Origin of the sequence: Clostridioides sp. ES-S-0049-02 (genome assembly GCF_020658465.1) — a bacterium.
Classification (GTDB): Bacteria; Bacillota; Clostridia; order Peptostreptococcales; family Peptostreptococcaceae; genus Clostridioides.
The window spans coordinates 52,149-75,421 of the sequence record NZ_JACVWG010000007.1; the positions used below are offsets into that span (position 1 = coordinate 52,149).

Genomic DNA, 23,273 nt, shown 5'->3' on the forward strand with positions numbered 1-23,273 from the left:
AATGCTAAAAGCCTGTTCTTTAAGAACAGGCTTTAAAAAAACAGAAAGTAGGTTGATTTATGGATATAAGCAGAAGTGTAGATAATAGTTTAAATAGAACAGTAGAATTCCTAAAAGAATTAATAAAAATTGATACACAACAAGGTGAACCTATTTCACAATGTCCTTTTGGTATCGGACCTAAAAAATCTTTAGATAAAACTTTAGATTACTGCACTAGTTTGGGTTTTAGCGTTAAAAATATTGATAATTATATTGGATATGCAGAAATTGGAGAGGGAGAAGAATTAATAGGAATTCCAATGCATTTAGATGTAGTTCCCCCAGGAGATGGTTGGAGTGTAGATCCATTTTCGGGAGCAGTAATTGACAATGTTATTTATGGAAGAGGTGCCATAGATAATAAGGGGGCTGTATCTATGCTTATACATGTATTGAAAAACATAAAGGATATGTACCCTACAATTAATAAAAGAATAAGATTAATTTTTGGTACAAATGAGGAAACAGGTATGAAGTGTATCAAATATTATTTAGATAAAGGTGAAGAAATTCCAAGTATGGGCTTTACTCCAGATGCTATGTATCCAGTGGTTAATGGAGAAAAAGGAAGAGTTCATATAAGGATAGAAAAAGAGATTAAAATTGATAAAAGTAAACCTTACATAATAGTAAGTGGAGGAACTAAAGAAAATGTTGTTCCGTCTTATTGTACTGCAAAGATTATTAATGGAATTATTTCAGAATTAACTACTAAAGGAGTAGCTGTGCATGCAAGTAATCCTGAAAAGGGAGAAAATGCTATATCTAAAATGATAATAAAGATAGTTAAAGATAATATGGATTTTCAGTATAGAGAAGATATAGAATTAGTTTCAAAATACCTTTGTAGTGACTATTATGGAGATGCATTGGGAATTAATCAATATGATGAGGTGTTCAAAAGCACTACTTTAAATTTAGGAATATTAAAAGTGAATGAAGAAAAAATCATATGTGAGTTAGATATAAGGTATGGTAAAAATATAGTTTTAAACAATATAATAGATAGATTCAAAAAGTTTTTTTGTAATGGTTGGAAAATAAAGATTATTGATCATAAAGACTTACATTATGTGGATGAGAGTAGTTTAGTACTTAAAAAGTTATTAGAAGCCTATGAAAAAGTAACAGATGAAAATGGATATACAATTGCTATGGGTGGTGGCACATATGCAAGTTGGTTTAAAGATATGGTGGCGTTTGGACCTAAGTTCTTAGAGTATAAAACTGGTGGTCATGGAGCAGATGAAAGAGTACCAATAGAGCATATACGAAAGAATATGGAGATATATACCTTGGCTTTAATAAAACTATTAGAATTGTAAAAGGAAAATAGAACTTATGTGCAAATATAATTAAGAATACATTAAAGGTAGGTATACCTGGAACTGGGAAAATAGGAATAAAAATAGCAGCTGGACTTGGTGGTGTTATTAAAACAATAAGGTTTTTGAGTTTGGAAATATTTATGTGTATTCTTTAAATAAAAGTTTATCTTTTAAGTGATAATTAAATATTTATTGATAAGGCTATGGCTTTAAAAATCATAGGCTTATTTTGATATTTTTTCCATTTTTGCAAAAATTATTATCCCTTTAAGAAAATTTCTTGAATTTTTTGAAATATTTCTTTATTAACTTAAAGTTAAAATTCTTTCTTCAAAGTAAATACTTAAATGAGCTAAAATTTGAGTCCAATTTCTAATTACCTTTGGTTCAAAATCTCCATTTCGGTCTCTTGGAATATTTAAAGTTATTTCTCCAAAATCTGATTTAACATTTTTATTTCTATATCCATTTCTAGAGTTTTAGTATTTTTATTCTTATTATCATACCTATCATAACCTAGATGCTCATCAAGCTCCGCTTCTAACATTTGATGAATTGTACTTGCAAATAAATCCTTTAACATGTCTTGAACATCTGTAGTTGTTTTAACATCATATTCTTCAATAAGTTTTTTTAATATTTTGTTTTTGTTAAACATAAAAAGTGTGCACCTTCATTTATATAGTGATATTTAATATTTTAATTATCATTACTTTTTAGAAGAATACACACTTTATTTTAAAGACCAAGTTAATATTAATTAATTTTATATTATAGAAATAAATTTTTCTAATGCTGGATTTGTATTGTTTTTATTCCATACAACTACAACTTCGATTCTATTTTGTACTTCATTTATAGGTACAATTGCAATATCCTGTTTTATCATAGTATCTACAACACAAAATGAAGGTAAAATGGATATACCCATGTTAGAGGCTACTAGTGACTCAATAGTATTAAAATCATTTGAACGTTGTACAACATTAGGTACGAATCCCGCTTCACGATATCTATTCTGTATCATGGATTTTTGCCCATACTCATCTCCTGTTTCCTTTACAAAAATAAACTTCTCATGTTGTAGCTCAATTAAATCAATAGAATCCTCATTGCAAAGTGGATGACCATGGGGTAAAAGAGCTACCAAAGAATATCTTTCTACAGTTTTATATTCAAAATCTTTTAATGGTTGATTCTCTGGATTAATAACAAAGGCAAGATCCATAAAATTATTTTTTACTAAGTTTAAAAGTTCAGTTATCTCGTTAGTACAAATTTCCATAGATATATTAGGGTATGTATTAGAAAATTCTTTTAAATATTGTTGGAATTTGTTTTTTTCATATCCTATTAAGATTCCAATACTCAAAGTTCCAAAAGAACCATGTGCAAATTGTTGTGTCTTTTCAATAGCGTCATTGATATTTTTTATTATAGTACGAGCCTCAGATAAAAAAACTTTTCCAGCTGGTGTTAGCTCAACATGTCGTTTACTTCTTGTAAATAGAGTCACATTTATTTTTTCTTCTAAAGCTTTTATTTGTTGTGTAACAGCAGTTTGGGAAATATAAAACTTTTCTGCTGTTTTGGTAAAACTTAGATTTTCTGCTACAGATATAAAATATTCCAATTGCTTAGTATTCAAATAATCACCCCTATTTAAACTTTATTGTTTGTAGACCTTATTCATATATAATTAAAACTTATTATAGTATAAGAAAATTTACTTTTAAATAATATTGGAAAATATTTGTATAAAAATATATGTTTTAGACATATTTCTATATTAGGTTTTATAAAATTATCAAAGATAGACTAACTACTCCATCCTCAACATAAGTAGGCTGGAAAGGTAGTTAACATGGAGTAGCTCAATAATAAGAATAACTTATATATTCCCATGAAAACGATATTGGATTTAAGTAAGTTTGTCTCATAAAATGAAAGTATAGCAATTAATAATATTTTAAATGAGAAGGGAGAAAAAATGGAAGATAAATTTTATGCAAAAGGAAAAGGAAATAACGGATATGTTAAAAATCTTGAAGTTTGTTCCTTTAATGACTTAGATGGAACTTGTGGAATGTTTCAGATGGCTCTGTACAAAAGAGATGAAAAATACTATTTATATGGATGTTGTTTTGGGGGAAGTAAAAAAAATGGAGTAATGATTAGTGATGTGACAGATCCTTATAATCCACAATTTATAAAACATTTTCAAATGTTAAATCCAAAAGAGTATCCTACAACAACTACTCCAAAAATTCAAATAGCAGATGATTTAATGATAGTAGCTATGAGTTGTGGAAGTGGACCAGGAGCACTTGTAGATCAAGCTAAATTAGCAAGTATTAAGTGTGAAGCAGGAATCAGAATATATAGTTTAAAAGAAGACCCTTTAAATCCTAAGTTTTTAGGTTACTGGGATTGTGGATTAAAGCATGTAATGGGTGTTCATAGATTTATGTACAATGGTGGAAGATATGTACATTTATCAAGTGATTGTGTTGGATTTGAAGGTCTGATTTATAGAGTTATAGATATAATAGATCCAACTAATCCAGTGGAAATAGGTAAGTGGTGGAGACCAGACCAATATGCAGATGGATATCCAGATAGAACTTTTGATGCAGGAGCACCTCATTGTCCAGAATTTATGGATAAAGGATGGCTTCATGGACCACCATTTGTAAGAGATGGAAAAGCATATTGTGGTTATGGAGGAGCTGGTTTAGTTGTATTAGATGTTGAAGATTTAACAAGACCAAGATGCTTAGGTGAATTACCATTTATGCCTGCATTTTCTAGTAAACTCGCAGGAGCAAGAACTCATACAGCACTACCATTACCAGGAAGAGATTTAGTTGTTGTGCAAAATGAGGGAGAACGTTTCCAGTTTTTTAAGCCAGAGAGTATTACAGATGTTCAAGCTATGAATAATATACATATGGTTGATGTTAGTAATCCAACAAGACCAACATTAATTGCTCAATTCCCATATCCTGAAGTACCAAAGGATTTCCCATATCCTAACTTTAATGTTGCAGGGCTAGGAAAACCAGGGCCATTTGGTCCACATAACCTTCATGAGCCAATGGATAATAAACCATGGCTAGAGCAAAGAGGAGATAGAGTATATTGCTGTTATTTCCATGCAGGATTAAGGGTTTATGATGTATCAGATCCATATTACATCAAAGAGTTAGCATATTTTATACCACCAAATCCAAATAAAACGCCAGAAGAATCTTATTTCCCAGGATTCCCTGGACCACGCTTGGCAGTAACAGAAGATCTTATTGTTGACGATAGAGGTTACATCATTGTAGATGCCCTAGATGATGGATTCTATATATTAAAAATGAAAGAAGATTAATAAACACTAAAGAGGGAGAGTTAAAAATGAAAATACTAGGTATTTCTTTTGGAACAAAAAATGGAAATAATGACACCATGTGTAAAGTGGCACTTAAAGGTGCTCAAGAAGCAGGAGCTGAAGTAGAATTTATTCAAATGTCATCTCTTAACATTAAACATTGTACTGGATGTTGTGCATGTGTTAAGACTTTATTATCTGGAAAAGGTAGTATGTGTGTATTAAAGGATGATTTTGAATGGTTACTTGACAAAATGAAAGATGCAGATGGGATAGTAGTTTCAGACCCTATATTTGAGGAAGGAGCATCAGGTCTATTCCATACTATAATGGACCGTTTTGGACCAAGAGCAGATAGAGGAAATAATATTATAGGAATAAAAGTTGCAGAAGCTACAGGAGGAAAAACTCCAGACCCAAGAATGCTTAATGATAAAGTAATATCATTCATGGGAATAGGAGGGTCAGACTGGGGTACAAGAGTTCAATGTGAGCATGCTATGTTAGCATTAATACCAATGTGGAAAGTTATAGATAATGCTTGGTTCCCATGGGCAAAGGAATTAGTAATGGATGGCTCAAAACTTGCTCAAGTTCATCAAATAGGTTTAAACATAGTTGAAGCAGCAGAAGATTTTGAAAAAGCTTTATACAAAGGAGAAGAAGGAGTCTGTCCACATTGTAATAATAGATTATTCTACCTTGAGCCAGGTACTAAAAAATCAATATGTGCTCTATGTGGTATAGTTGGAGAATTAGATACTGCAAGTGGAAAAACTGTATTTAGTTTCCCAGAAGAGCAATTAGGTCATGCTCATGATACTTTAGCAGGTAAGTTTATACATGGTGATGATATTAAGAAAATGGAAGGTCATTATGCAGAAGTTCGTAAAACACCAGAATTTAAAGAAAGAAAAGCCGCTTACAATTTTATAGAACCATTAACCAAAGAAAAGCATGCTGAACTTTCATTAGGAGAATAATTAAAATATGAAGACTCATATTTTAATTAGTGTTATAGGAGATTTATTATATGAATGAAAAGCCACACTTTAAACAAATTGGAATTATTAATATAGTAAATAATATCCAAATAGCACTTATCATATCGACTATAGAAGCAATTATTGCTTTAGTACCTGCATATTACAATGTTAGATTAGCTCCAGTGTTCATTGCTATGTTTATACCACTACACTTAATTTGTTTTGTAGTATCTATGATTGCAAATCCAATAACAATAAGGTTAGTGGGAATGAATCAAGCTATAGAAACTACTAATTATAATATAGGAAATGGATAGAAAGAAAAAAGAAATATTAACACTATCCATAGGGATTGCTTTACTACCTCCTTTATGGGCAGTGCTAGCACCTTATATAGGAATAAAAACTGGAGCAGTAGCATTAATTTGTGCAGGATTATATGTAACAAATGGTAATAAACGAAAAGATGGATTAAAAATAATGTTTGGTTTTTGGTGTGGAGATTTATGGGCAGTGTTGGCTATTATAATTATGGAATACATAAATCTCAACCCAAATCTAGAATTATTTTTAACACTTGGTATATTAGGTTTTTTTGCAGTTATAATTGCATCCTTATTTGAAAAAGTAATTTTCTTACCATCATGGCTTTGTGGTTGGGCCATAGGTCTAACTATTATGACAGGTGAAAGTATTATTAACTTACAAAGTCTTTGTATTCAAGTTGCTGTGGCTATGGCAGTAGGAGTATGGTATGTAGGAGCAGGCGTAGATTTATTTACTGTATGTATTTTGGAGAAAGATAAAAAAACGGGAAATTGAAAGCATATGAATATAATTTGATTATAGGAGAATGTTTATGGGATTTGAATTTAAAATAATGAGAAGTTTAATATATGTAGGACTTGCTAAGGAAGAGTATAGACCTAAATTAATGGACTGGTTATATCGCTACCATATTCCAGATAGTATTAGTAATTTTGGACCATATTGTACTAAATATGCTTTTTATCAAGCATATCCTACACCAGATGAAGGCGAACGTTTTGGTGTACGTAAGATGCAATTAACAGAGCATTATTGGATTGTAGATGAACATATGCCTGAAATGGCAAATAGAATTATGACAGAATACATGCCTATGGATGTTCTCCGTTGGCAAGGGTGTATACCAGATGTGGAGAATAAAAAAGTTCATGAGAATGCAGAAAGTGGAGATGCAGGACGTGCAGTAGGTGGGGATAATGGATGTCCACCATTTATATTTGCTTTTGTTCCAATAAACTGGGAAGAAGATTTTAGAGGAAAAGGACGTACTGTACAAGATGGACCAAACTATCGTTGGCAATTTATGATTAAGTACCCAGATGGAATTTCTAAAGAAGAAGGAGAAGGATGGTTCTATGATGAGGTAGTTCCATACTTTACAAACTGCTGTTATGTTAATCGTTTTGTAAGTAGTAAAATCATGATTAACTATGGAGCAACTGCCTTTGATCGTGTAGTAGAACTATGGTTTGAAGGAGAAGAAGAATGGTATAAAGCTGTGGTTGAGGGGACAAAATCATTTATCAAAAAGCCAGAATGGGCACAAGAAGAAGAGTTCCCATATTTAAAACCACAATTTAATATTGCCTCAGTATTCTTAGGTGATATAGCAACTATGGACGCATATTCACAGTATCGTGGATATATTCCAATGAGATAAAATCAAGAAGTTCCTTTTATGATGACAAATAGTTAAAATAATAAAACTGTTATCATGAAGGGAATATTTTTGTGTCTAGAAAAACTTTTGAAGTAAAAGTTAAATATGTGAGAGAGTATTTTAAAGGTAAAGAATCATTGTTAGATACATGTAGACAATATAATATTTACAACGTATCATATTAATAAGTTTATACTTGAGTTATGAAGTAAAAAGAGTAATTCCAAAGATTACAAATGGTATGATGATTGTGATACTTCAAGTTTTAGAAGGTGTTGGAATTGTTAATAGGAAGAAATTTAATGAACATGAAGAACTCATATAACAGTAGGAGGATACAATGTATACAATTGGACAGTATCTAAATTTTTAGGAATATCTAGAGACACACTAAAATTTTATGAGAACAAAGGCTTAGTAAATCCCAAGAAAAATGATGAAAACAGATATAGAAAATATAATCAGTTTGATATATATGATATTACAACAATAAATTTTTATAGAGAAATGGAGATAGAAATTAAAAAGATTCAAGAAATAAGAAAAAGTAAGAGTATAAACAACTTAGAACTTTTGCTATAAGAGAAAGAACAAACTCTTTAAGAATGTAAGGGATAATCATATGCTAAGTGAGTGATATGATTATCTCTTATTTATTAATTGAATTTAAGTAAAAATTACTTGTAGATATTCTCTTAAGCTGGAGCCTAGTTTTAATAGGTTTTTCACAATAAAAATTTATAGGCTAATATTTATTTTTATAGTAAAATATAAAGAAATTATTAGAGGAATATTCAAGGAGGAATAGGTATGGTTTTATTAATTGTTGATACACAAAAACTAATAACAAATGAAAAATTATATAAATTTCATGAATTTGTAGTAAATATAGAAAGCTTAATTGATACAGCAAGAAAAAATAATATAGAAGTAATCTATGTACGTCATGACGATGGAGTTGAAAATGAGTTGACTAAAGGTAAAAACGGATTTGAAATATATGAAAAATTTAAACCATGTGATGAAGAAAAAATCTTTGATAAAGGAGTAAATAGTGCTTTTAAGGGAACAGGCTTATTAGAATACTTAAAAAGTACTAGTGAAAAAAATATAATTATTGCTGGACTTCAAACAGATTACTGTATTGATGCTACTATAAAATGTGGATTTGAACATGGATTTAACATAATAGTCCCAGCTTATGCAAATACAACTGTTGATAATTCATTTATGTCAGCAGAACAATCATATAAATACTACAATGAATTTATCTGGAATGAAAGATATGCAGAATGTATTTCAGTGGACGAAACACTTAGAAGGATGAAATAAATATAGATTATTACATAAGAAAAAACTTAACTTATTTAGTCTAAAATATTAAAATCATAAGGAACATAGACTGTGACATTTATATTTACATAAGTTGATTTCAAATTTAAATTCCAACAAGGGATGTTAAATTCCAAATTAAAAATCAGACTTAATATATTAGAGTTATATATAAGGCACATCAATTTTATTTTGAATTAATGTGCTTTTAAGTTGTAGTAATTTATTCATAATCAATATAATTTTTATTATTTAAATCAATTTTTCTTGTGTTTCTTTATTTAAGAAACTCTTTTTTTATCTATAGAATCTATACATGTATTATAGTTTGTATTTTAGATAAGTTTAGTTTTTGTCTTAATCTAAAACAAAAGTTAGACTTAAATGAAATTGAAAAGGCTAAAATTATCAAATAAAATAAATATTGTGGAGGTGATGAAAATCTAGTGATAATATAAAGACTAATCTTAACAAGAAAGTAGGGATTAATAGAAGTGGATAAAGAAATTGTATCAATTCTTCAGGTTTTATTAAATAGCACATTGATTACAGCTGACGAACTACAAGAAGAATCTAATGCATCAAAGAGGCAAATTACTTATAGAATAAATAAAATCAATGACATACTTAAAGTAAAAAAAGTACCACTTATATATTTAAGAGCTGATAAAGATATTATTGTTAAAAAAGATACAAAAGATGCAATTAGAGAAATCCTCGAAAAAAACTATTCTAAGAATACTTACTATTTTAGCAAAACAGAAAGACTTTTATATATGTATTTAATGCTTTTTATTAATCTTGAGGATATTTCAATTAATCATTTTATAGATTCTATAAAAGTAAGTAGGTCTACTGTAAATCTTGATTTTAAAGATTTGATACCAGAACTTGAAAAAAAGAACATTAAAGTTAAGAACAATCGTATAAACGGATATTACCTAGTCGGGAATGAGATGGAAATTAGAAGAGTACTTATTAAAAACATTATAGAAACTCTATCTAATGAGAAAAGTTCAAGAGTATTTGATATTTTTATTGAAGAGTATAAGTTAGATAGTTTTGAAGAAGCTAAAAAAATTATATTAAAGCTTGTAAAAAAATATGAAATTACTTTTGTTGAAGATAGATTAATAGAGTTTATATATATCTTTATCTTTCTAAAAGCAAGAATGTATTCAAATAGAGTAGTTATTCAAGAAAATATAGATATTCCTAATATTGCAGTCATGAGTTCGATGAAGGAATACAAATTTGCTAGGGAGCTATTAGAAGTATATGAGAGTAAAGAGAAGATAAAATCTCATAATATAATGTATATTAGTGCTTGGATTTTAGGTATATCAGTAGGAAATGATGAAGAAGATACAGAAGATAGAGCTGTTATTTCAAAAATTGTAAATAAAATGATGACAAAGTTTGGATATTTAAGTGGAGTTTATTATATAAGTCAAGAAAAAATATTTAAGAGACTATATTCTCATTTTAGACCAGCCTATTACAGACTTTTATTTAAATTACCTATTTATAATCCAATTTGTGAAAAGGTAAAAGAAGAGTATAGATTAGTTTATAGAATTGTGAGTAATGCAATGAAAGAGTTTTGTGGGCTATTTGGAGAAGACATTCAAGAAGAGGAATTGGCATATTTAACTATGCATTTTGCAACCCTTTTCTCAGATAAAAAAGAGTTTGATGGACCTAGAAAAAGGAGAGCATTGATAGTTTGTTCAAATGGTGTTGGCAGTTCAGCTATTTTACATGCAGAACTTACAAGCTTGTTCCCTGATTTGCATTTTCTACCAATACTAGAATCCTCTGAACTGGAAAATATTAGTGAATCTGTAGACATTGTGTTTACAACTAATTATAAGGCGGAGGGTTTAAAAACAGATGTGCCAGTGATTAAAGTTAGTCCTGTTATGACCCCAAAAGAAAAATATAAGGTTACACGTGAAGTGTACATTCAATTGGGTGATATTTTTTTAAGGCAACCTAAAATCGATGAGGTTATGGATATAATAAAAAAATATGCGAAAGTAACTTCTGAAAGTATGCTTTCAAGTGAGTTATTAGCCTATTTTACACAGATAGAAAATTTTACGTCTAAGGAAGGAGAAGGACCTATGCTAAGTGACATTACTAATGAAACGCTAATAAAACTAAGGATAAAAGCTAAAGATTGGGAGGAAGCTATTAGACAGTCAGCTTCTGTCTTAGTTGAAAATAATAAAGTAACTGAAGCCTATGTAGATGCTATGGTTAATTCAGCAAAAGCGTCTGGACCATACATAGTAATTACAAAACATGTGGCACTTCCACATGCTAGACCAGAAGCAGGGGCAAAAGAAATTGCAATAGGGATTGCTACTTTAGAAAATCCTGTTGAATTTGGAAATGATAATAATGACCCTGTAAAATATGTATTTTGCTTAAGTGCAATAGATAATAATAGTCATTTACGTGCTATGTCAGAGTTAGTTGAACTATTGGAAGAAGAAGAATTCTTTAGAGTTTTGGATAATGCTAAGGAAGCTAATGAAATTATTGATTTTATAAAAACACATGAATTATAAAAGGGGGATTTAATTATGTATAAAATTTTAATCGCATGTAGAGCAGGAGTTGGCTCAAGTTTGATGTTAAAAATAAAGACTCAACAAATTATTAAGGAAAATAATTTTCCAATTGAAGTAGAGCATGGTTCATTAGACTCCTTAAATGGATTCAATGGAGATGCTGTAGAAACATTAATTGATGTTGCTGAAGAGTTAAAAAATAAAAATTTGAAATTTGATATAATTGGAATTCACAACATTGTTGACCGTAATGAAATTAAAACAGCATTAGAAAAATTTCTTGCATCAAAAGAAAAATAAAATTTAATAGAATAGGGAGGGCTATTTATGGAGTTTATTATTAGTTTATTGAGTACGCCAGCTGTTTTACTTGGTGTAGTTGCATTTATAGGATTGATTCTTCAAAAGAAACCAGCTGTTGAAGTATTTACTGGAGCTTCAAAAACACTTATAGGTTTCTTGATATTTGGTATTGGTGCTTCAGCTATGACTGGAGCATTACAGAACTTCAATAAATTATTTCAACAAGGTTTTGGAATTACAGGTGTTATAGCTTCACCAGAAGCAGCTACTGCACTTGCACAAGGTACATATGGTTTTGCGGTTTCATGTACATTGATTCTTGGATTCATATTAAACTTAGTTTTTGCACGTATTACAAGATTCAAAAATATTTTCTTTACAACAGGTCATAGTTTATTCTTTTCTTGTGTATTAGTTTTGATTATGAAAGCACATGGATTCGATAACACAATTACTATTTTAGTGGGTGGTACTATCTTAGGATTTATGTCTGCTGCATTACCTCAATTCTGTCAACCATTTATGCGTGAACTGACAGGTGGGGATGAACAAGCTATTGGTCACTTCAACATGATTGGTTATGGCTTATCAGGTTATATTGGTCGTTTATTTTCAAAGCATAAAGAAGAAACAACAGAAACGATTAAATTTCCTAAGTGGTTATCAATATTTAGAGATTTCTTAATGGGTCTGTCTATAGTTATGTTAATCTTATTCTATGTAGCAACTTTAAAAGCTGGACACTCATTTACTCAGGAACTTGCTGGCTCAACACATTGGTTAGTATTCCCTCTTATAGAAGCATTTACATTCGTAGCTGGTATGTCAATATTAATGTCTGGTGTTCGTATGTTCTTGGCTGAAATAACTGCAGCATTCGTAATTATTTCAGAAAAATATATTCCAGGTTCACGTCCTGCATTAGATGTACCAACAGTATTTCCATACGCACCAAATGCAGTTATTATTGGATTTATCTCAGCATATGCTGCTGGTCTATTAGCAATTGTTATTATGGCATCATTTCCTAATATATTCCCTGTAGTAATTATTCCAGCTGCTCATATATGTTTCTTCTCAGGTGGTACAGCTGCGGTATTTGGTAATGCATCAGGAGGATGGAGAGGAGCTATTGTTGGCTCATTCGTTGTAGGATTATTTCTTGCATTCTTACCAGTTATACTATATCCAGTTTATGGAACACTTGGTATAGAAGGAGCAACTTTCCCTAATATTGATTATAACGTGGTTGGTTCAATATTACATAATATTTTACAATTTATAAAACCTATCTAAAACATATTAATATTATACAAGGATAATAGGTATTCCTATTATAATTTTAAGGAGGATAAATCTATGGTAGAAAATACATTACCTGTATTTCTAGAGAATCTATCTAATGAAGTTGCAACGTTCATTGCTTCAATAGATGAAGTATCTATAAACAAAGCATGTGATTTAATTTTCGAAGCAGAAAGAAGTTATGGACGTGTGCATGTAACTGGTATTGGTAAACCAGGTCATGTATCAGGGTATATTTCTTCATTACTTTCATCTACTGGAACACCAGCATATGTATTGCATGGTACAGAAGCAGTACATGGGTCAAGTGGTCAAGTACTTGAGGGTGATGTTGTTATTGCAATATCGAATAGTGGTGAAACTCAAGAATTAAAAGCAACTGTTGAAACATTAAAAGCAAATGGAGCAAAAATAATTGGGGTGAGTGGTAATGTTGATTCATACTTAAAAAATTCTTCTGATATATTCCTATTTGCAGGCGTTAAACAGGAAGGAGATTGCCTTAATAAGGCTCCTCGTGCATCAATTCTTGCTGAAACTATAGTATTACAATCATTAAGTGTTGCACTTCAGTACGCTAAAGGTCTTGATGCAAAGCAGTATTTAAAGTGGCATCCAGGAGGAAGTCTTGGAAAGTCTATTAGAGAGGGAATATAATTTTATGAAATATAAAGGTATTATATGTGCAATGATAACTCCATTTGATGAAAATCAAAATATCAATCCACACGCAACATGTGAATTGATTGATTATCTAATTGATAGAGGAATCTATGGATTATTTATTTTAGGAACTAATGGTGAATGTCATGTGCTTACAGATGATGAAAAGGTTGAATTTGCAAAGATTGTTATCAATCACACTAACAATCGTGTACCTGTTTTTGTTGGAACAGGAGGTAATTCAACTCGTGAAGTTATAAGTTTATCCAAGAGAATGGAAGAAATAGGTGCAAGTGCATTATCAATTATTACGCCATATTTTGTAACACCAACACAACAGGAATTAATTTTACATTATAAAACTATTGCTAATGCAGTTAACTTACCAATTATGATGTATAACATGCCAAGTAAGACTGGAATTAATATTGAACCTGAGTCAGTACATGAATTATCTAAGGTAAAGAATATTGTTGGAATAAAGGATAGTAGTGGTAAGCTTGATAATATAAAAGCTTATATTGAAATAACTAGGAATGAAGACTTTAGTGTATTTTCAGGTTCAGATTCCCTTATTCTTGATACTTTGAAATCTGGTGGGCAAGGTGCTGTAGCAGCCACAGCAAATTTTTTAACAGAGATTGATATTGCTATTTATGATAACTTTATTAAGGGTGATTTAAGAGCAGCTCAAAAAGCTCAAAATAGTATTGAAGAACTTCGGCGTATCCTAAAATTTGGGACTATTCCATCTGTTATAAAGAAAACTGTTGTCTTGAATGGAATTAATGTTGGGACTGCACGACTTCCTGTAATTGAGCCAATGGGAGAATTGCTTGAAGAAATTAAGCAAGTAGTTGAAAATTATAAAACTTTATTCAATAAAAACTGTGAGAATAGATAACACAGATAGTGACATCACATTGACATATAACTAATATAGTATTGTAAAATGGGATTGGAATTAATGAAGAATCAAAATGCTTTGATGAATGTAGAGGTGAATGGTATGAAAAAGATGAATATAACTAAAAGAATGGTAGAATGTGGAGCTCTAGCAATTGTAAGAGTGGAAACACTTGAGCGTGCATGTGAGATTGCTGAAGGCTGTATTAAAGGTGGAGTACCAGTTATAGAAATGAGTTATACCTTGAATAATGCTGGAGAAATCATTCAAGGGCTTAGCAAAAAGTATGGTAAAAGACTTTGTGTGGGTGCTGGAACAGTTTTGGATAGTGAAACAGCTCGTCATGCCATTTTACATGGAGCTCAGTTCATTATTGCACCGAATTACAATGAAGGTGTAGCAAAAACTTGTAATAGATATCAAATTCCTTACGCACCAGGGTGTACATCACTAACAGAAGCAGTAGATGCATTGAGTTTAGGAGCTACCTTTATCAAAGCTTTTCCAATATCAGATTTCTATGGACCTAAACTAGTAAAGGTATTTAAAACACCAATACCTGATATGCCAATATTGGCAAGTGGTGGAATTACTCTTGATAACTTGCATATATGGTTGGAAAATGGTGTTGATGTGTGTGGATTTGGTGGGTTATTAACCAAGGGTAGTGTTGAAGATATTGCTGAAAATGCCAGAAAGATTCGTGAAACAATTAAAAATATAAGAAAAGCTTAAAGTTAGAGCTGTTGCTGAACAATTATAAATTGATGTGTAACAGCTTTTTTTTTACGAAGAGTAGCTTATTTTCAAGAAATAAATTTCATTTAAAATTCCAAAAAAGGAGTTGAATTTAAAATTTGATTAGAAAAAAATCAATTTTAAGGCAACTCCTTTATTATTTTTTTATTTGAAATGTAGATAAATTCAGCAATGCAACTAATAGTTAACATGGTGCAACTATATAAGTCTTGTGAATAAATCAATAAATAAATATAATTTAAATTGAGATGAGGTGATTATGTTGAACTTGGGGGAAAGTTTAAAAAGACTAAGAAAAGAAAGAAATCTATCACAAGAACAACTTGCTGAAATGCTAAATGTATCTAGGCAAGCTATATCAAAATGGGAATCCAATAAAACATATCCAGATATAGAAAATTTAATACTATTAAGAAATCTATTTAATGTAACTTTAGATGATTTGATAGTTAATACAAATAAAACTGAAGCTGAAGATACGATTGTACCAGGTAAATTACCTACTGATAATATCGCAGATTATGATAAAAATGAGGAAGAAAATGACCCATCAGATAATTTAATTATAGGTGGTTTTATAATTGGCATCTCAATTGGATTTGTCACAAGTAATTTTATGTGGGGGATAGTTGGTAGTTTTATAGGTATGGGAATTAGTTATATACTGGACTATATAAAAAAATAGAATAAATTAAATTTTAAAAAAGTTAAACCTACAGATTTACTTTTAGTTGAAGATTGAGGTAGTTTTTCTGATACTATATTAGATAATAATTATCTAGGTATAACCACTTACTTTTTAATTATTGATAAGAAAGAAAATAAATTTATTAAACAATTTTAGTACATTTACTGTAGTACACTTAAAAATAAAACTTTATAATAATGAATAATTAACATAGACCATATAAGATAATTACTTATGTGGTTATTTTTTAGTGAAGAAATTACTTATAGTATAGCAAATAACTATACTATAAGTAATAGATACAGTTTTTATGTGTATAGTATATAACATAGAATAAAAAACAAAGAATATATTTAATTGATATTAAAAAGAATTTAAGAATAGATAGTATCTCTAAGTTTAAAAAAATGAATATTAATATATAATTAACTCGAAAAACATATAGTTTTATAAGATAATTTAGAAGAATATTTAAAAATACGTATTAAAAATAGCAATGGTCAATCAGACTTGTAGAGTTAATACAAAACACTGTAGATAGTATATTTAAATTGATATGATTTTCTATTATTTTTTCCATAATTTCAATGGTTTTATCTTATTTTTCTATTTAGAAAAGGACTGATTTAAAGTTCAAGTTATGATATAATTTCATTAAAAGAAGGCAAATTTTAGATAAATATCAGAAAATTATGGTTAAGAAACAATAAGTTCCACCCTATATATAAAATTAATCAAGTTTTGTTTGCAATAAATCAAACCTATTGCCTAAATTAGAAGAAATCAATTTGTATAATTTTTGAAGTTGTAGCATTAGGGAAATCAACAATAGCCATACCTTTAGCATTCAAGCTGGACGATGTGTGAAAATTTAAAAGTTAAATAAAACAATATTGTAAATAAAATAATTTGACACACTGATTATTCACTTTTATCATTATGCTAATTAGCACAATAGATTAGAAGTGGGTATAAAGAGAGGAGGATAATTAAAAATGAAGCAAGAAGATACTGGGACACATCGAATGTGTAAAGAAGAGAAAGTAACAAATAATGAAGTTATTTCAGAGGACATGCTAAAAGCTATGGATATTGGAGTTAGTAAGCATATTTTAGATGATTCATTTACAATTATCTGGGGAAATACAGCTTTTTATCAGTTGTTGGGATATACAGAGAAAGAATTTTTGTCTCATTTTTCTAGTCTTAGACATTATTATGAAGATAATCTTTATCATTTTGAAGCTATGAAAAGTCATTTTTTAGATGCTTATCAGAATGGTAAGAAAAGTGTAGAATATCAAACTTGCATTCCAGTAAATCATGGAGAATATGTTTGGGTAATAATGACTGGTATATTAGTTGAGCCACAGGAGGATGGAAAAGCAATAGTCTATATCATATATTCAAATATTGATGAGTTAAAAATTAGACAGAATGAACTATATGAGATGGAAAAAGAAAGTACAGAGAGTTTTAAGTGGATGATGTCAGAGTATGCTGGAAATGTATATATAAGTGATATGGATACATATGAGTTGTTGTACGTAAATAAACAGTCATGTAATACTCTACAGGCATCAGCAAATGAGGTGATTGGGAAAAAATGCTATGAGGTAATTCAAGGTAGAACTTCCCCATGTCCATTCTGTACCAATTCATGTTTAAAAAAAGATGAGACATATGAATGGGAGTTTTACAATTCCAAGTTGAAGCGAACATTTATGATTAAAAATCGTATGATAAATTGGGAAGGACACAGAGCACGCATAGAGTTGTCTTATGATATGTACAGTTCTGAGTATAAACTTGCAAAAAAAGATCAGGAAAGAGAATCAATCCTGAAAACTATTCCAGCAGGAATGATTCGAATGGATGCAAGGGATTATCTTACAATACTTTGGTATAATGATATATTTCTGAATATGATTGAATATACAAAGGAGCAGTTTAAAGAGGAACTTAATAGCCAATGTTTATATTTATATCCTGAGGATTATAAGCGTGCGAAGATGATGGCGCAAGATTTAAAAGAGTCTGGAGATAATGTTGTATTTGAAGCAAGAGCATATACGCGCTCAAAAGAAGAACGTATATGGACTATCACTCTATGTTATATTAGTGGAGAAGACAGTTGGGATGGAATACCATCTTTTTATAGTGTAGGACTTGATATTACAAAAGAAAGAAAACAGATTGAGAAATTGCAATACATAGCAGAGAAAGATGCATTGACAGGAATTTATAATCGTGCTGAAACAGAAAAGCAGATTAAGGAATATGTTGAACAAAATTTAGATGCTATGGGTGCGCTATTTATGATTGATACAGATAATTTCAAACATATTAATGATACAGAAGGTCACATGATTGGGGACATAGTGCTCACAGAGATGGCATCAGGCATGAAAAAAATAATGCGCGATAGTGATGTTGTTGGCAGAATAGGTGGAGATGAGTTTGCAATTTTTATGAAGAACATTTCTTCAACTAAAGATGCAGAAAAGAAAGCAGAAGAATTGCTGTATATGTTCCGTCATCTATTTCAGAAAGAAAAAAGCTCTGTAAAAGTAACCTGTAGTATTGGAATCTCTATATATCCGAAAGATGGTAATACATTCAAGGAAATGTATACAAGAGCTGATAAGGCTTTATATCAGGCAAAAAGTTTGGGTAAAAACAATTATGTCATCTATAATCATGATGCCTTTAAAGGCTTGGAAGAATTGAATTACTCTTCTCTTGGGACAGCTATTGATTCAGAAAAAAAATACGTCGAATCTTCTGATAATCTTACACGTTATATATTCCGTGTCCTTTATCAGACCGATAATATAGACCAGACGATTAATATGATACTTGAAATTATTGGTAAGCAGTTTAATGTGAGTCGTGCTTATATCTTTGAAAATTCAGAAGATGGTCGATACACTTCTAATACTTATGAATGGTGTAATGAGGGAATCATTCCTCAAATAGAATACTTGCAAAATGCTGATTATGAGGACTATGGAGATTATGAAAAACTCTTTGAAGATGATTCTGTTTTCTATTGTCGTGATGTACATACATTAAGTCCTGAATTAGAGGAATTGTTTTCTAGTCAAGACATACATTCCACACTTCAATGTGCATATAGAGAAGATGAGGTATTCAGAGGATTTGTTGGATTTGATGAATGTACTGGTCTACGTCTATGGACACAAGAAGAAGTCAGTACATTAGCTTTGATTTCTCAAGTTCTATCAATATTTTTGCAACGTAAGAAAAAGAAGAAATTAAATCAACAGATGCAGCAATACCAGGCTATTATAGATAGTATTGATCAATGTATTTATGTTGTTGATAAGGAAGATAATTTGTTATTGTATGGAAATAAAAGATTTAAGAGTACATATCCTAAATTACATATTGGGCAGTATTGTAATTATGACTCTATAGATATTAATAAGACTCTTATAACATGGAATCAAAAGGAAGCATATTTATGTGTCAGTATGATTTAGTAGTAAAAGAAGTACTATGTTGGGCATAAATTAAATTTTACTTTAGACAAAATATTTTCGTTGACTATAGGAAATATTAGAGTTCTTATTTAAGGAATTAGGTAAATTTTGTAATGATATTGAAATATCAATTTATAAAAAATAGTATTAGTTTTAAAAGCAGTTGATTATAACAGATTGACTGTTTTTTCTTTTATAAATATTTAAAACTATAAGTACAAGGCTATATTTGTCAATATAAGTATAATGTGGTATCATATAGGCTCAAAAGAAATTTTATATATTTAAAAATAAAATTAAAAATAATAAATGGAGGACACATGAATATGGAAAATTTGCCAAATTGCCCGAAATGTAATTCAGAATATACTTATGAAGATGGAACTCTTCTAGTTTGCCCAGAATGCTCTCATGAGTGGACTTTAGAACTAGATACAGAAGAAGATACAAACATTATTAAAGATGTAAATGGAAATGTGTTAAATGATGGAGATGCTGTGACAGTAATCAGAGACCTTAAAGTAAAAGGAAGTTCATCATCTATAAAAATAGGAACAAAAGTAAAAAGTATACGTTTAATTCATGACCCATCTGATGGGCATGATATAGAATGTAAAATAGATGGTTTTGGAGCTATGAAACTAAAGTCTTCTGTTGTCAAAAAAGCATAGTATAAAAAATTTGTAGTATTTATGAAATAATCTATATAGCTATTATACAAATATAAATTTAAGACTTTAATGTAGTAATAGAAAATTCATTAGGAGGGTAACGTATGTGTTATTTTTTAAAAGGTGAAGAACAAGATTATTATGTAAATAAAGTAATGGAAGAAATGAAAAAAGTAGTACCTATAGTATACAGATGCTGTGAAGATAGTGAAGATGGAGAAGCAGTAGTTGGGTGTGACGAAAATGGGGAAGCAAAGTTATGGATAACATTTGGCCCAAATGAAAGATTAGAAATGGATAAACACATAGAAAAAGGTACATTACTAGAATATATTATTGGTTAAGAAAGAAATCTTATGATTTCTTTCTTTTTTTGTGACAAATTTAGATTATATATTTAAAAAGAAAACTAATGATGCAATACAAACATCAATTCACATTGGAGAATAAAAAGCGAAAAATTTTTAGTTTATTCTGCAATGTGTAATATTAGACTATTGTGGATGCAAAAACTATTGGCATGAAAAAGGCATTGTCACAAATATTAATATTGATAGATTACTGTATACTATTGGAATAAAGGACACTTTAACTTATAATTAAGAAGAAGTAATTTTGTATAAATAGTTTAAAAATGACTTGTTAATAAATATTAATTTATATTATAAAATGTAAAAATAAAAGGAGAGTAAATATGAAAGCTATACATAGAGATACATATAATAATCAATTATTTAAAGATTTAAAAATTGATTGTGAAAAGTGCTTTGGACTTTGTTGTGTGGCACTTTATTTTTCTGCTTCAGAAGGTTTTCCTGCTGATAAGGAATCAGGTAAGCCATGCACTAACTTACAATCAGATTTTAAATGTTCTGTACATAAAAATCTTAGAAATCAAGGATTTAGAGGCTGTACTACGTATGATTGCTTTGGTTCGGGTCAAAAGGTAGCACAGGTAACATACAAGGGAAAAAACTGGATACAAGAGCCAGAATTAGCAAACCAGATGTTTGAAGTATTTTTAATTATGAGGCAGTTACATGAAATGTTATGGTATCTTAAAGAAGCATCTACATTAGATATACCTAATTCAATCAAAGAAAAACTCAATCTAATAATTGAAGAAACTGATGAGCTAACTAATATGAGTCCAGAACAACTAATAGATTTAGATATAATATCACATCGAACAAAAGTTAATTCATTATTGTCACAAGCTAGTGACTTTGTACTAGAAAAAGCTAAATCCTTTGTAAAGACTTCTAATTTTAAAAATAAGAAAAAATTAAGTAAAAGTATAGATTTAATAGGAGTAGACCTTAGAAAAACAAATTTAATAGGAGCAGATTTAAAAGGTAAATTTCTTATAGCGGCTAATTTAAGGGAAACAGATTTAAGTGGTGCTAATTTGATAGGGGCAGATTTAAGAGACTGCGATATTAGAGGGGCAAATCTTAAAAATAGTGTATTCCTTACACAATTACAGATTAATACTGCAAAGGGAGATTCTAATACGAAGTTACCAGATACACTAGTACATCCTAAATACTGGGATAAATAATTAAATTATTACATAACTTTACAAAATATGAACCTTTTTGACTCCAGTTCATAGTATATATTAGAGATTCTTTAGAGGAATTTCTTAATATATAATATAATAGGAGAGATATAAAAATGAGTTGTCAAAATTGTAAATGTGAAAAAAATTATATGTATGAGGATTATAAATATAATAAGTGTAATAAGTGCTATAATGACTATGAAGAAATGACACATGTCCATGAATACTCAGAAAGTGTTAAATTAGCAGAAGAATGTGAAGATAGACATAATCATCGTGCTGCAGGAGTTACAGGTGAAGTTATACCAATAAATGGCGGAACAAATCATGTTCATAAAATAAATGATAATGTAGATTTTCTTGACCATTTCCACAAGATATGTGTTACAACAGGTCCAGCAATTAATATACCAGGAACTAATAAGCATGTTCACTTAGTATGTGGAAATACTACTGTTAGTGATGGTCATTGCCATAAATTCCTTTTTACTACTCAAATAGAAGCACCTTTAGTATAAACTAAGGTAAATTATTGTAGCAAATTTATTGAATGTAAGTAAAGTATAAAAGTGTATTATATACAATGTTTAAACTTAATGAGGACTATGATATTAGCTTTCATAGTCCTTTATAACTTCTATCTTTGATAAAAAAGAATATTCATTTATAAGTATCAGAGGCATTTTAACTAGTATTCAACAATGAATTTATTTGCCCAAAATACATGATTATAAATTATAATAAACTATTTACAAAATAAAATTTTATTGTGATTATACTTAACATAAGGTTGTACTATGTAATTAAAATATACTATGGAGAGGAGACTATTATGAGCTCTGAAATAGTTTTTGAAGTTAAACAAAGGAGTGCAAAAGAGCTTCAAGAGATGTTACAAATTTGGGAATCATCAGTAAGAGTAACACATGATTTTTTGACAAAAAAAGATATTGAATCTTTGAAGCCAGTAGTTAAAATTGGTTTGACACAAGTAGAAACTATGGTTTGTTTAAAAGTTGATAACATGATTAAAGCTTTTATGGGAATAGATAAAGATAAAATTGAAATGTTATTTATAAAAGATGAATATAGGGGTAATGGTATTGGAAAAAAACTAATATTATATGCTATAGATAAATACAATATAAAATATGTTGATGTAAATGAACAAAATAAAAAAGCAGTGGGATTTTATATTCACTTAGGATTTAAAGAGTTTGATAGGTCTGAAATAGATGGGCAAGGGAATCCATTTCCAATATTACATATGAGGCTAAGTTAATATAGATATAGTTAAATGAAAAAATATGCATATGAAAATATAAATATGCATATAGAGAATTCTACAACTTAAATAAAATTGTAATTGTCCTAATCTATTTGGGTAAATATGATACTATATTTGCTACAGAACTTACAAATGATAATACACTAAAATATGACTGTAAAGAAGGAAGAAAGTTATATTTAGTTATTGTTTGATATGTCCAATAAAATAATATTATAAAATGATAGACCTTATAATTTTAATTCTAGCAATTAAATTTGAAAAT

25 protein-coding genes are annotated in these 23,273 nt (G+C 29.5%); 22 read left to right on the forward strand and 3 right to left on the reverse strand.

Annotated elements, in window-relative coordinates; genetic code table 11:
- The first annotated feature begins 59 nt into the window (after positions 1-59).
- Entirely contained in the window at positions 60-1,367 is a 1,308-nt protein-coding gene (locus IC213_RS14520) for a M20 family metallopeptidase (RefSeq protein WP_227436496.1), read from the forward strand.
- 308 nt (positions 1,368-1,675) lie between these two features.
- Here IC213_RS14520 and IC213_RS21165 read toward each other — a convergent pair whose 3' ends face one another.
- From IC213_RS21165 to IC213_RS14530, 3 genes are all read right to left on the reverse strand, one after another.
- Positions 1,676-1,798 (reverse strand): hypothetical protein, encoded by a 123-nt coding sequence (locus IC213_RS21165; protein WP_285891635.1) that lies wholly within the window; start codon positions 1,796-1,798, stop codon positions 1,676-1,678.
- Complete coding sequence (locus IC213_RS14525; RefSeq protein WP_255606218.1) at positions 1,795-2,028, reverse strand: transposase; 234 nt, start codon at positions 2,026-2,028, stop codon at positions 1,795-1,797. Before IC213_RS14525 ends, IC213_RS21165 begins: the two co-directional genes overlap by 4 nt.
- 108 nt (positions 2,029-2,136) lie before the next feature.
- A complete protein-coding gene (locus IC213_RS14530; RefSeq protein WP_227436494.1) occupies positions 2,137-3,018 on the reverse strand; it encodes a LysR family transcriptional regulator in 882 nt (293 codons plus the stop codon).
- Positions 3,019-3,360: 342 nt separating this feature from the next.
- Here IC213_RS14530 and IC213_RS14535 point away from each other — a divergent pair, with 342 nt between their 5' ends.
- The 21 genes from IC213_RS14535 to IC213_RS14635 all read left to right on the forward strand — a co-directional run bounded on the left by IC213_RS14535 (position 3,361) and on the right by IC213_RS14635 (position 23,002).
- Positions 3,361-4,749 carry a hypothetical protein gene (locus IC213_RS14535; protein ID WP_227436492.1) on the forward strand — a complete coding sequence of 463 codons (1,389 nt, stop codon included), beginning with the start codon at positions 3,361-3,363 and terminating at the stop codon, positions 4,747-4,749.
- Positions 4,750-4,775: 26 nt separating this feature from the next.
- Positions 4,776-5,732 carry a flavodoxin family protein gene (locus IC213_RS14540; protein WP_227436490.1) on the forward strand — a complete coding sequence of 319 codons (957 nt, stop codon included), beginning with the start codon at positions 4,776-4,778 and terminating at the stop codon, positions 5,730-5,732.
- Between the two features lie 50 nt (positions 5,733-5,782).
- The gene (locus IC213_RS14545) at positions 5,783-6,052 is read left to right on the forward strand and encodes a hypothetical protein (protein WP_227436488.1); all 270 of its coding nucleotides are present in this window, start codon (positions 5,783-5,785) and stop codon (positions 6,050-6,052) included.
- The gene (locus IC213_RS14550; protein WP_227436486.1) at positions 6,045-6,557 is read left to right on the forward strand and encodes a DUF1097 domain-containing protein; all 513 of its coding nucleotides are present in this window, start codon (positions 6,045-6,047) and stop codon (positions 6,555-6,557) included. Before IC213_RS14545 ends, IC213_RS14550 begins: the two co-directional genes overlap by 8 nt.
- A gap of 31 nt (positions 6,558-6,588) precedes the next feature.
- Positions 6,589-7,443: an acetyl-CoA hydrolase gene (locus tag IC213_RS14555; RefSeq protein WP_227483308.1), complete on the forward strand. Its 855-nt coding sequence runs from the start codon at positions 6,589-6,591 to the stop codon at positions 7,441-7,443.
- 196 nt (positions 7,444-7,639) lie between these two features.
- Positions 7,640-7,768: a winged helix-turn-helix transcriptional regulator gene (locus IC213_RS14560; protein ID WP_227436484.1), complete on the forward strand. Its 129-nt coding sequence runs from the start codon at positions 7,640-7,642 to the stop codon at positions 7,766-7,768.
- A gap of 50 nt (positions 7,769-7,818) precedes the next feature.
- A complete protein-coding gene (locus IC213_RS14565) occupies positions 7,819-8,025 on the forward strand; it encodes a MerR family transcriptional regulator (RefSeq protein WP_413927113.1) in 207 nt (68 codons plus the stop codon).
- 228 nt (positions 8,026-8,253) lie between these two features.
- Positions 8,254-8,775: a cysteine hydrolase family protein gene (locus IC213_RS14570; RefSeq protein WP_227831477.1), complete on the forward strand. Its 522-nt coding sequence runs from the start codon at positions 8,254-8,256 to the stop codon at positions 8,773-8,775.
- A 494-nt stretch (positions 8,776-9,269) separates the two neighbouring features.
- Positions 9,270-11,351, forward strand: coding sequence for a BglG family transcription antiterminator (locus IC213_RS14575; protein ID WP_227825069.1), 2,082 nt, complete (start codon positions 9,270-9,272; stop codon positions 11,349-11,351).
- A 15-nt stretch (positions 11,352-11,366) separates the two neighbouring features.
- Positions 11,367-11,654, forward strand: a complete 288-nt coding sequence (locus IC213_RS14580; protein WP_227436477.1) for a PTS sugar transporter subunit IIB — start codon at positions 11,367-11,369, stop codon at positions 11,652-11,654.
- A gap of 27 nt (positions 11,655-11,681) precedes the next feature.
- A complete protein-coding gene (locus IC213_RS14585; RefSeq protein WP_227436476.1) occupies positions 11,682-12,953 on the forward strand; it encodes a PTS ascorbate transporter subunit IIC in 1,272 nt (423 codons plus the stop codon).
- A 63-nt stretch (positions 12,954-13,016) separates the two neighbouring features.
- Positions 13,017-13,619, forward strand: coding sequence for a KpsF/GutQ family sugar-phosphate isomerase (locus tag IC213_RS14590; protein ID WP_227436474.1), 603 nt, complete (start codon positions 13,017-13,019; stop codon positions 13,617-13,619).
- A gap of 4 nt (positions 13,620-13,623) precedes the next feature.
- Complete coding sequence (gene dapA, locus IC213_RS14595; protein ID WP_227483334.1) at positions 13,624-14,529, forward strand: 4-hydroxy-tetrahydrodipicolinate synthase; 906 nt, start codon at positions 13,624-13,626, stop codon at positions 14,527-14,529.
- A 105-nt stretch (positions 14,530-14,634) separates the two neighbouring features.
- Positions 14,635-15,267, forward strand: a complete 633-nt coding sequence (locus tag IC213_RS14600; RefSeq protein WP_227436597.1) for a ketohydroxyglutarate aldolase — start codon at positions 14,635-14,637, stop codon at positions 15,265-15,267.
- Positions 15,268-15,550: 283 nt separating this feature from the next.
- The gene (locus IC213_RS14605; RefSeq protein ID WP_227436472.1) at positions 15,551-15,976 is read left to right on the forward strand and encodes a helix-turn-helix domain-containing protein; all 426 of its coding nucleotides are present in this window, start codon (positions 15,551-15,553) and stop codon (positions 15,974-15,976) included.
- Between the two features lie 998 nt (positions 15,977-16,974).
- Positions 16,975-19,485, forward strand: coding sequence for a diguanylate cyclase domain-containing protein (locus tag IC213_RS14610; protein ID WP_227831476.1), 2,511 nt, complete (start codon positions 16,975-16,977; stop codon positions 19,483-19,485).
- A 326-nt stretch (positions 19,486-19,811) separates the two neighbouring features.
- Positions 19,812-20,156: a zinc ribbon domain-containing protein YjdM gene (locus IC213_RS14615; RefSeq protein ID WP_227436468.1), complete on the forward strand. Its 345-nt coding sequence runs from the start codon at positions 19,812-19,814 to the stop codon at positions 20,154-20,156.
- 104 nt (positions 20,157-20,260) lie between these two features.
- Positions 20,261-20,500 (forward strand): hypothetical protein, encoded by a 240-nt coding sequence (locus IC213_RS14620; protein WP_227436466.1) that lies wholly within the window; start codon positions 20,261-20,263, stop codon positions 20,498-20,500.
- Positions 20,501-20,850: 350 nt separating this feature from the next.
- Positions 20,851-21,717, forward strand: a complete 867-nt coding sequence (locus IC213_RS14625; RefSeq protein ID WP_227483302.1) for a pentapeptide repeat-containing protein — start codon at positions 20,851-20,853, stop codon at positions 21,715-21,717.
- A 116-nt stretch (positions 21,718-21,833) separates the two neighbouring features.
- Positions 21,834-22,238, forward strand: coding sequence for a YmaF family protein (locus tag IC213_RS14630; protein ID WP_227436462.1), 405 nt, complete (start codon positions 21,834-21,836; stop codon positions 22,236-22,238).
- Between the two features lie 314 nt (positions 22,239-22,552).
- On the forward strand, positions 22,553-23,002 hold the full coding sequence (locus IC213_RS14635) for a GNAT family N-acetyltransferase (RefSeq protein WP_227863205.1): 450 nt from the start codon (positions 22,553-22,555) through the stop codon (positions 23,000-23,002).
- Positions 23,003-23,273 lie beyond the last annotated feature (271 nt).

What these genes read in the sequence shown, in the direction of transcription:
- IC213_RS14520 (WP_227436496.1), top strand. Translation starts at nt 60, where the DNA reads ATGGATATAAGCAGAAGTGTAGATAATAGTTTAAATAGAACAGTAGAA.
- IC213_RS14525 (WP_255606218.1), bottom strand. Translation starts at nt 2,028, where the DNA reads ATGTTTAACAAAAACAAAATATTAAAAAAACTTATTGAAGAATATGAT.
- IC213_RS14535 (WP_227436492.1), top strand. Translation starts at nt 3,361, where the DNA reads ATGGAAGATAAATTTTATGCAAAAGGAAAAGGAAATAACGGATATGTT.
- IC213_RS14540 (WP_227436490.1), top strand. Translation starts at nt 4,776, where the DNA reads ATGAAAATACTAGGTATTTCTTTTGGAACAAAAAATGGAAATAATGAC.
- IC213_RS14545 (WP_227436488.1), top strand. Translation starts at nt 5,783, where the DNA reads ATGAATGAAAAGCCACACTTTAAACAAATTGGAATTATTAATATAGTA.
- IC213_RS14550 (WP_227436486.1), top strand. Translation starts at nt 6,045, where the DNA reads ATGGATAGAAAGAAAAAAGAAATATTAACACTATCCATAGGGATTGCT.
- IC213_RS14555 (WP_227483308.1), top strand. Translation starts at nt 6,589, where the DNA reads ATGTTTATGGGATTTGAATTTAAAATAATGAGAAGTTTAATATATGTA.
- IC213_RS14570 (WP_227831477.1), top strand. Translation starts at nt 8,254, where the DNA reads ATGGTTTTATTAATTGTTGATACACAAAAACTAATAACAAATGAAAAA.
- IC213_RS14580 (WP_227436477.1), top strand. Translation starts at nt 11,367, where the DNA reads ATGTATAAAATTTTAATCGCATGTAGAGCAGGAGTTGGCTCAAGTTTG.
- IC213_RS14585 (WP_227436476.1), top strand. Translation starts at nt 11,682, where the DNA reads ATGGAGTTTATTATTAGTTTATTGAGTACGCCAGCTGTTTTACTTGGT.
- IC213_RS14590 (WP_227436474.1), top strand. Translation starts at nt 13,017, where the DNA reads ATGGTAGAAAATACATTACCTGTATTTCTAGAGAATCTATCTAATGAA.
- dapA (WP_227483334.1), top strand. Translation starts at nt 13,624, where the DNA reads ATGAAATATAAAGGTATTATATGTGCAATGATAACTCCATTTGATGAA.
- IC213_RS14600 (WP_227436597.1), top strand. Translation starts at nt 14,635, where the DNA reads ATGAAAAAGATGAATATAACTAAAAGAATGGTAGAATGTGGAGCTCTA.
- IC213_RS14605 (WP_227436472.1), top strand. Translation starts at nt 15,551, where the DNA reads ATGTTGAACTTGGGGGAAAGTTTAAAAAGACTAAGAAAAGAAAGAAAT.
- IC213_RS14610 (WP_227831476.1), top strand. Translation starts at nt 16,975, where the DNA reads ATGAAGCAAGAAGATACTGGGACACATCGAATGTGTAAAGAAGAGAAA.
- IC213_RS14615 (WP_227436468.1), top strand. Translation starts at nt 19,812, where the DNA reads ATGGAAAATTTGCCAAATTGCCCGAAATGTAATTCAGAATATACTTAT.
- IC213_RS14620 (WP_227436466.1), top strand. Translation starts at nt 20,261, where the DNA reads ATGTGTTATTTTTTAAAAGGTGAAGAACAAGATTATTATGTAAATAAA.
- IC213_RS14625 (WP_227483302.1), top strand. Translation starts at nt 20,851, where the DNA reads ATGAAAGCTATACATAGAGATACATATAATAATCAATTATTTAAAGAT.
- IC213_RS14630 (WP_227436462.1), top strand. Translation starts at nt 21,834, where the DNA reads ATGAGTTGTCAAAATTGTAAATGTGAAAAAAATTATATGTATGAGGAT.
- IC213_RS14635 (WP_227863205.1), top strand. Translation starts at nt 22,553, where the DNA reads ATGAGCTCTGAAATAGTTTTTGAAGTTAAACAAAGGAGTGCAAAAGAG.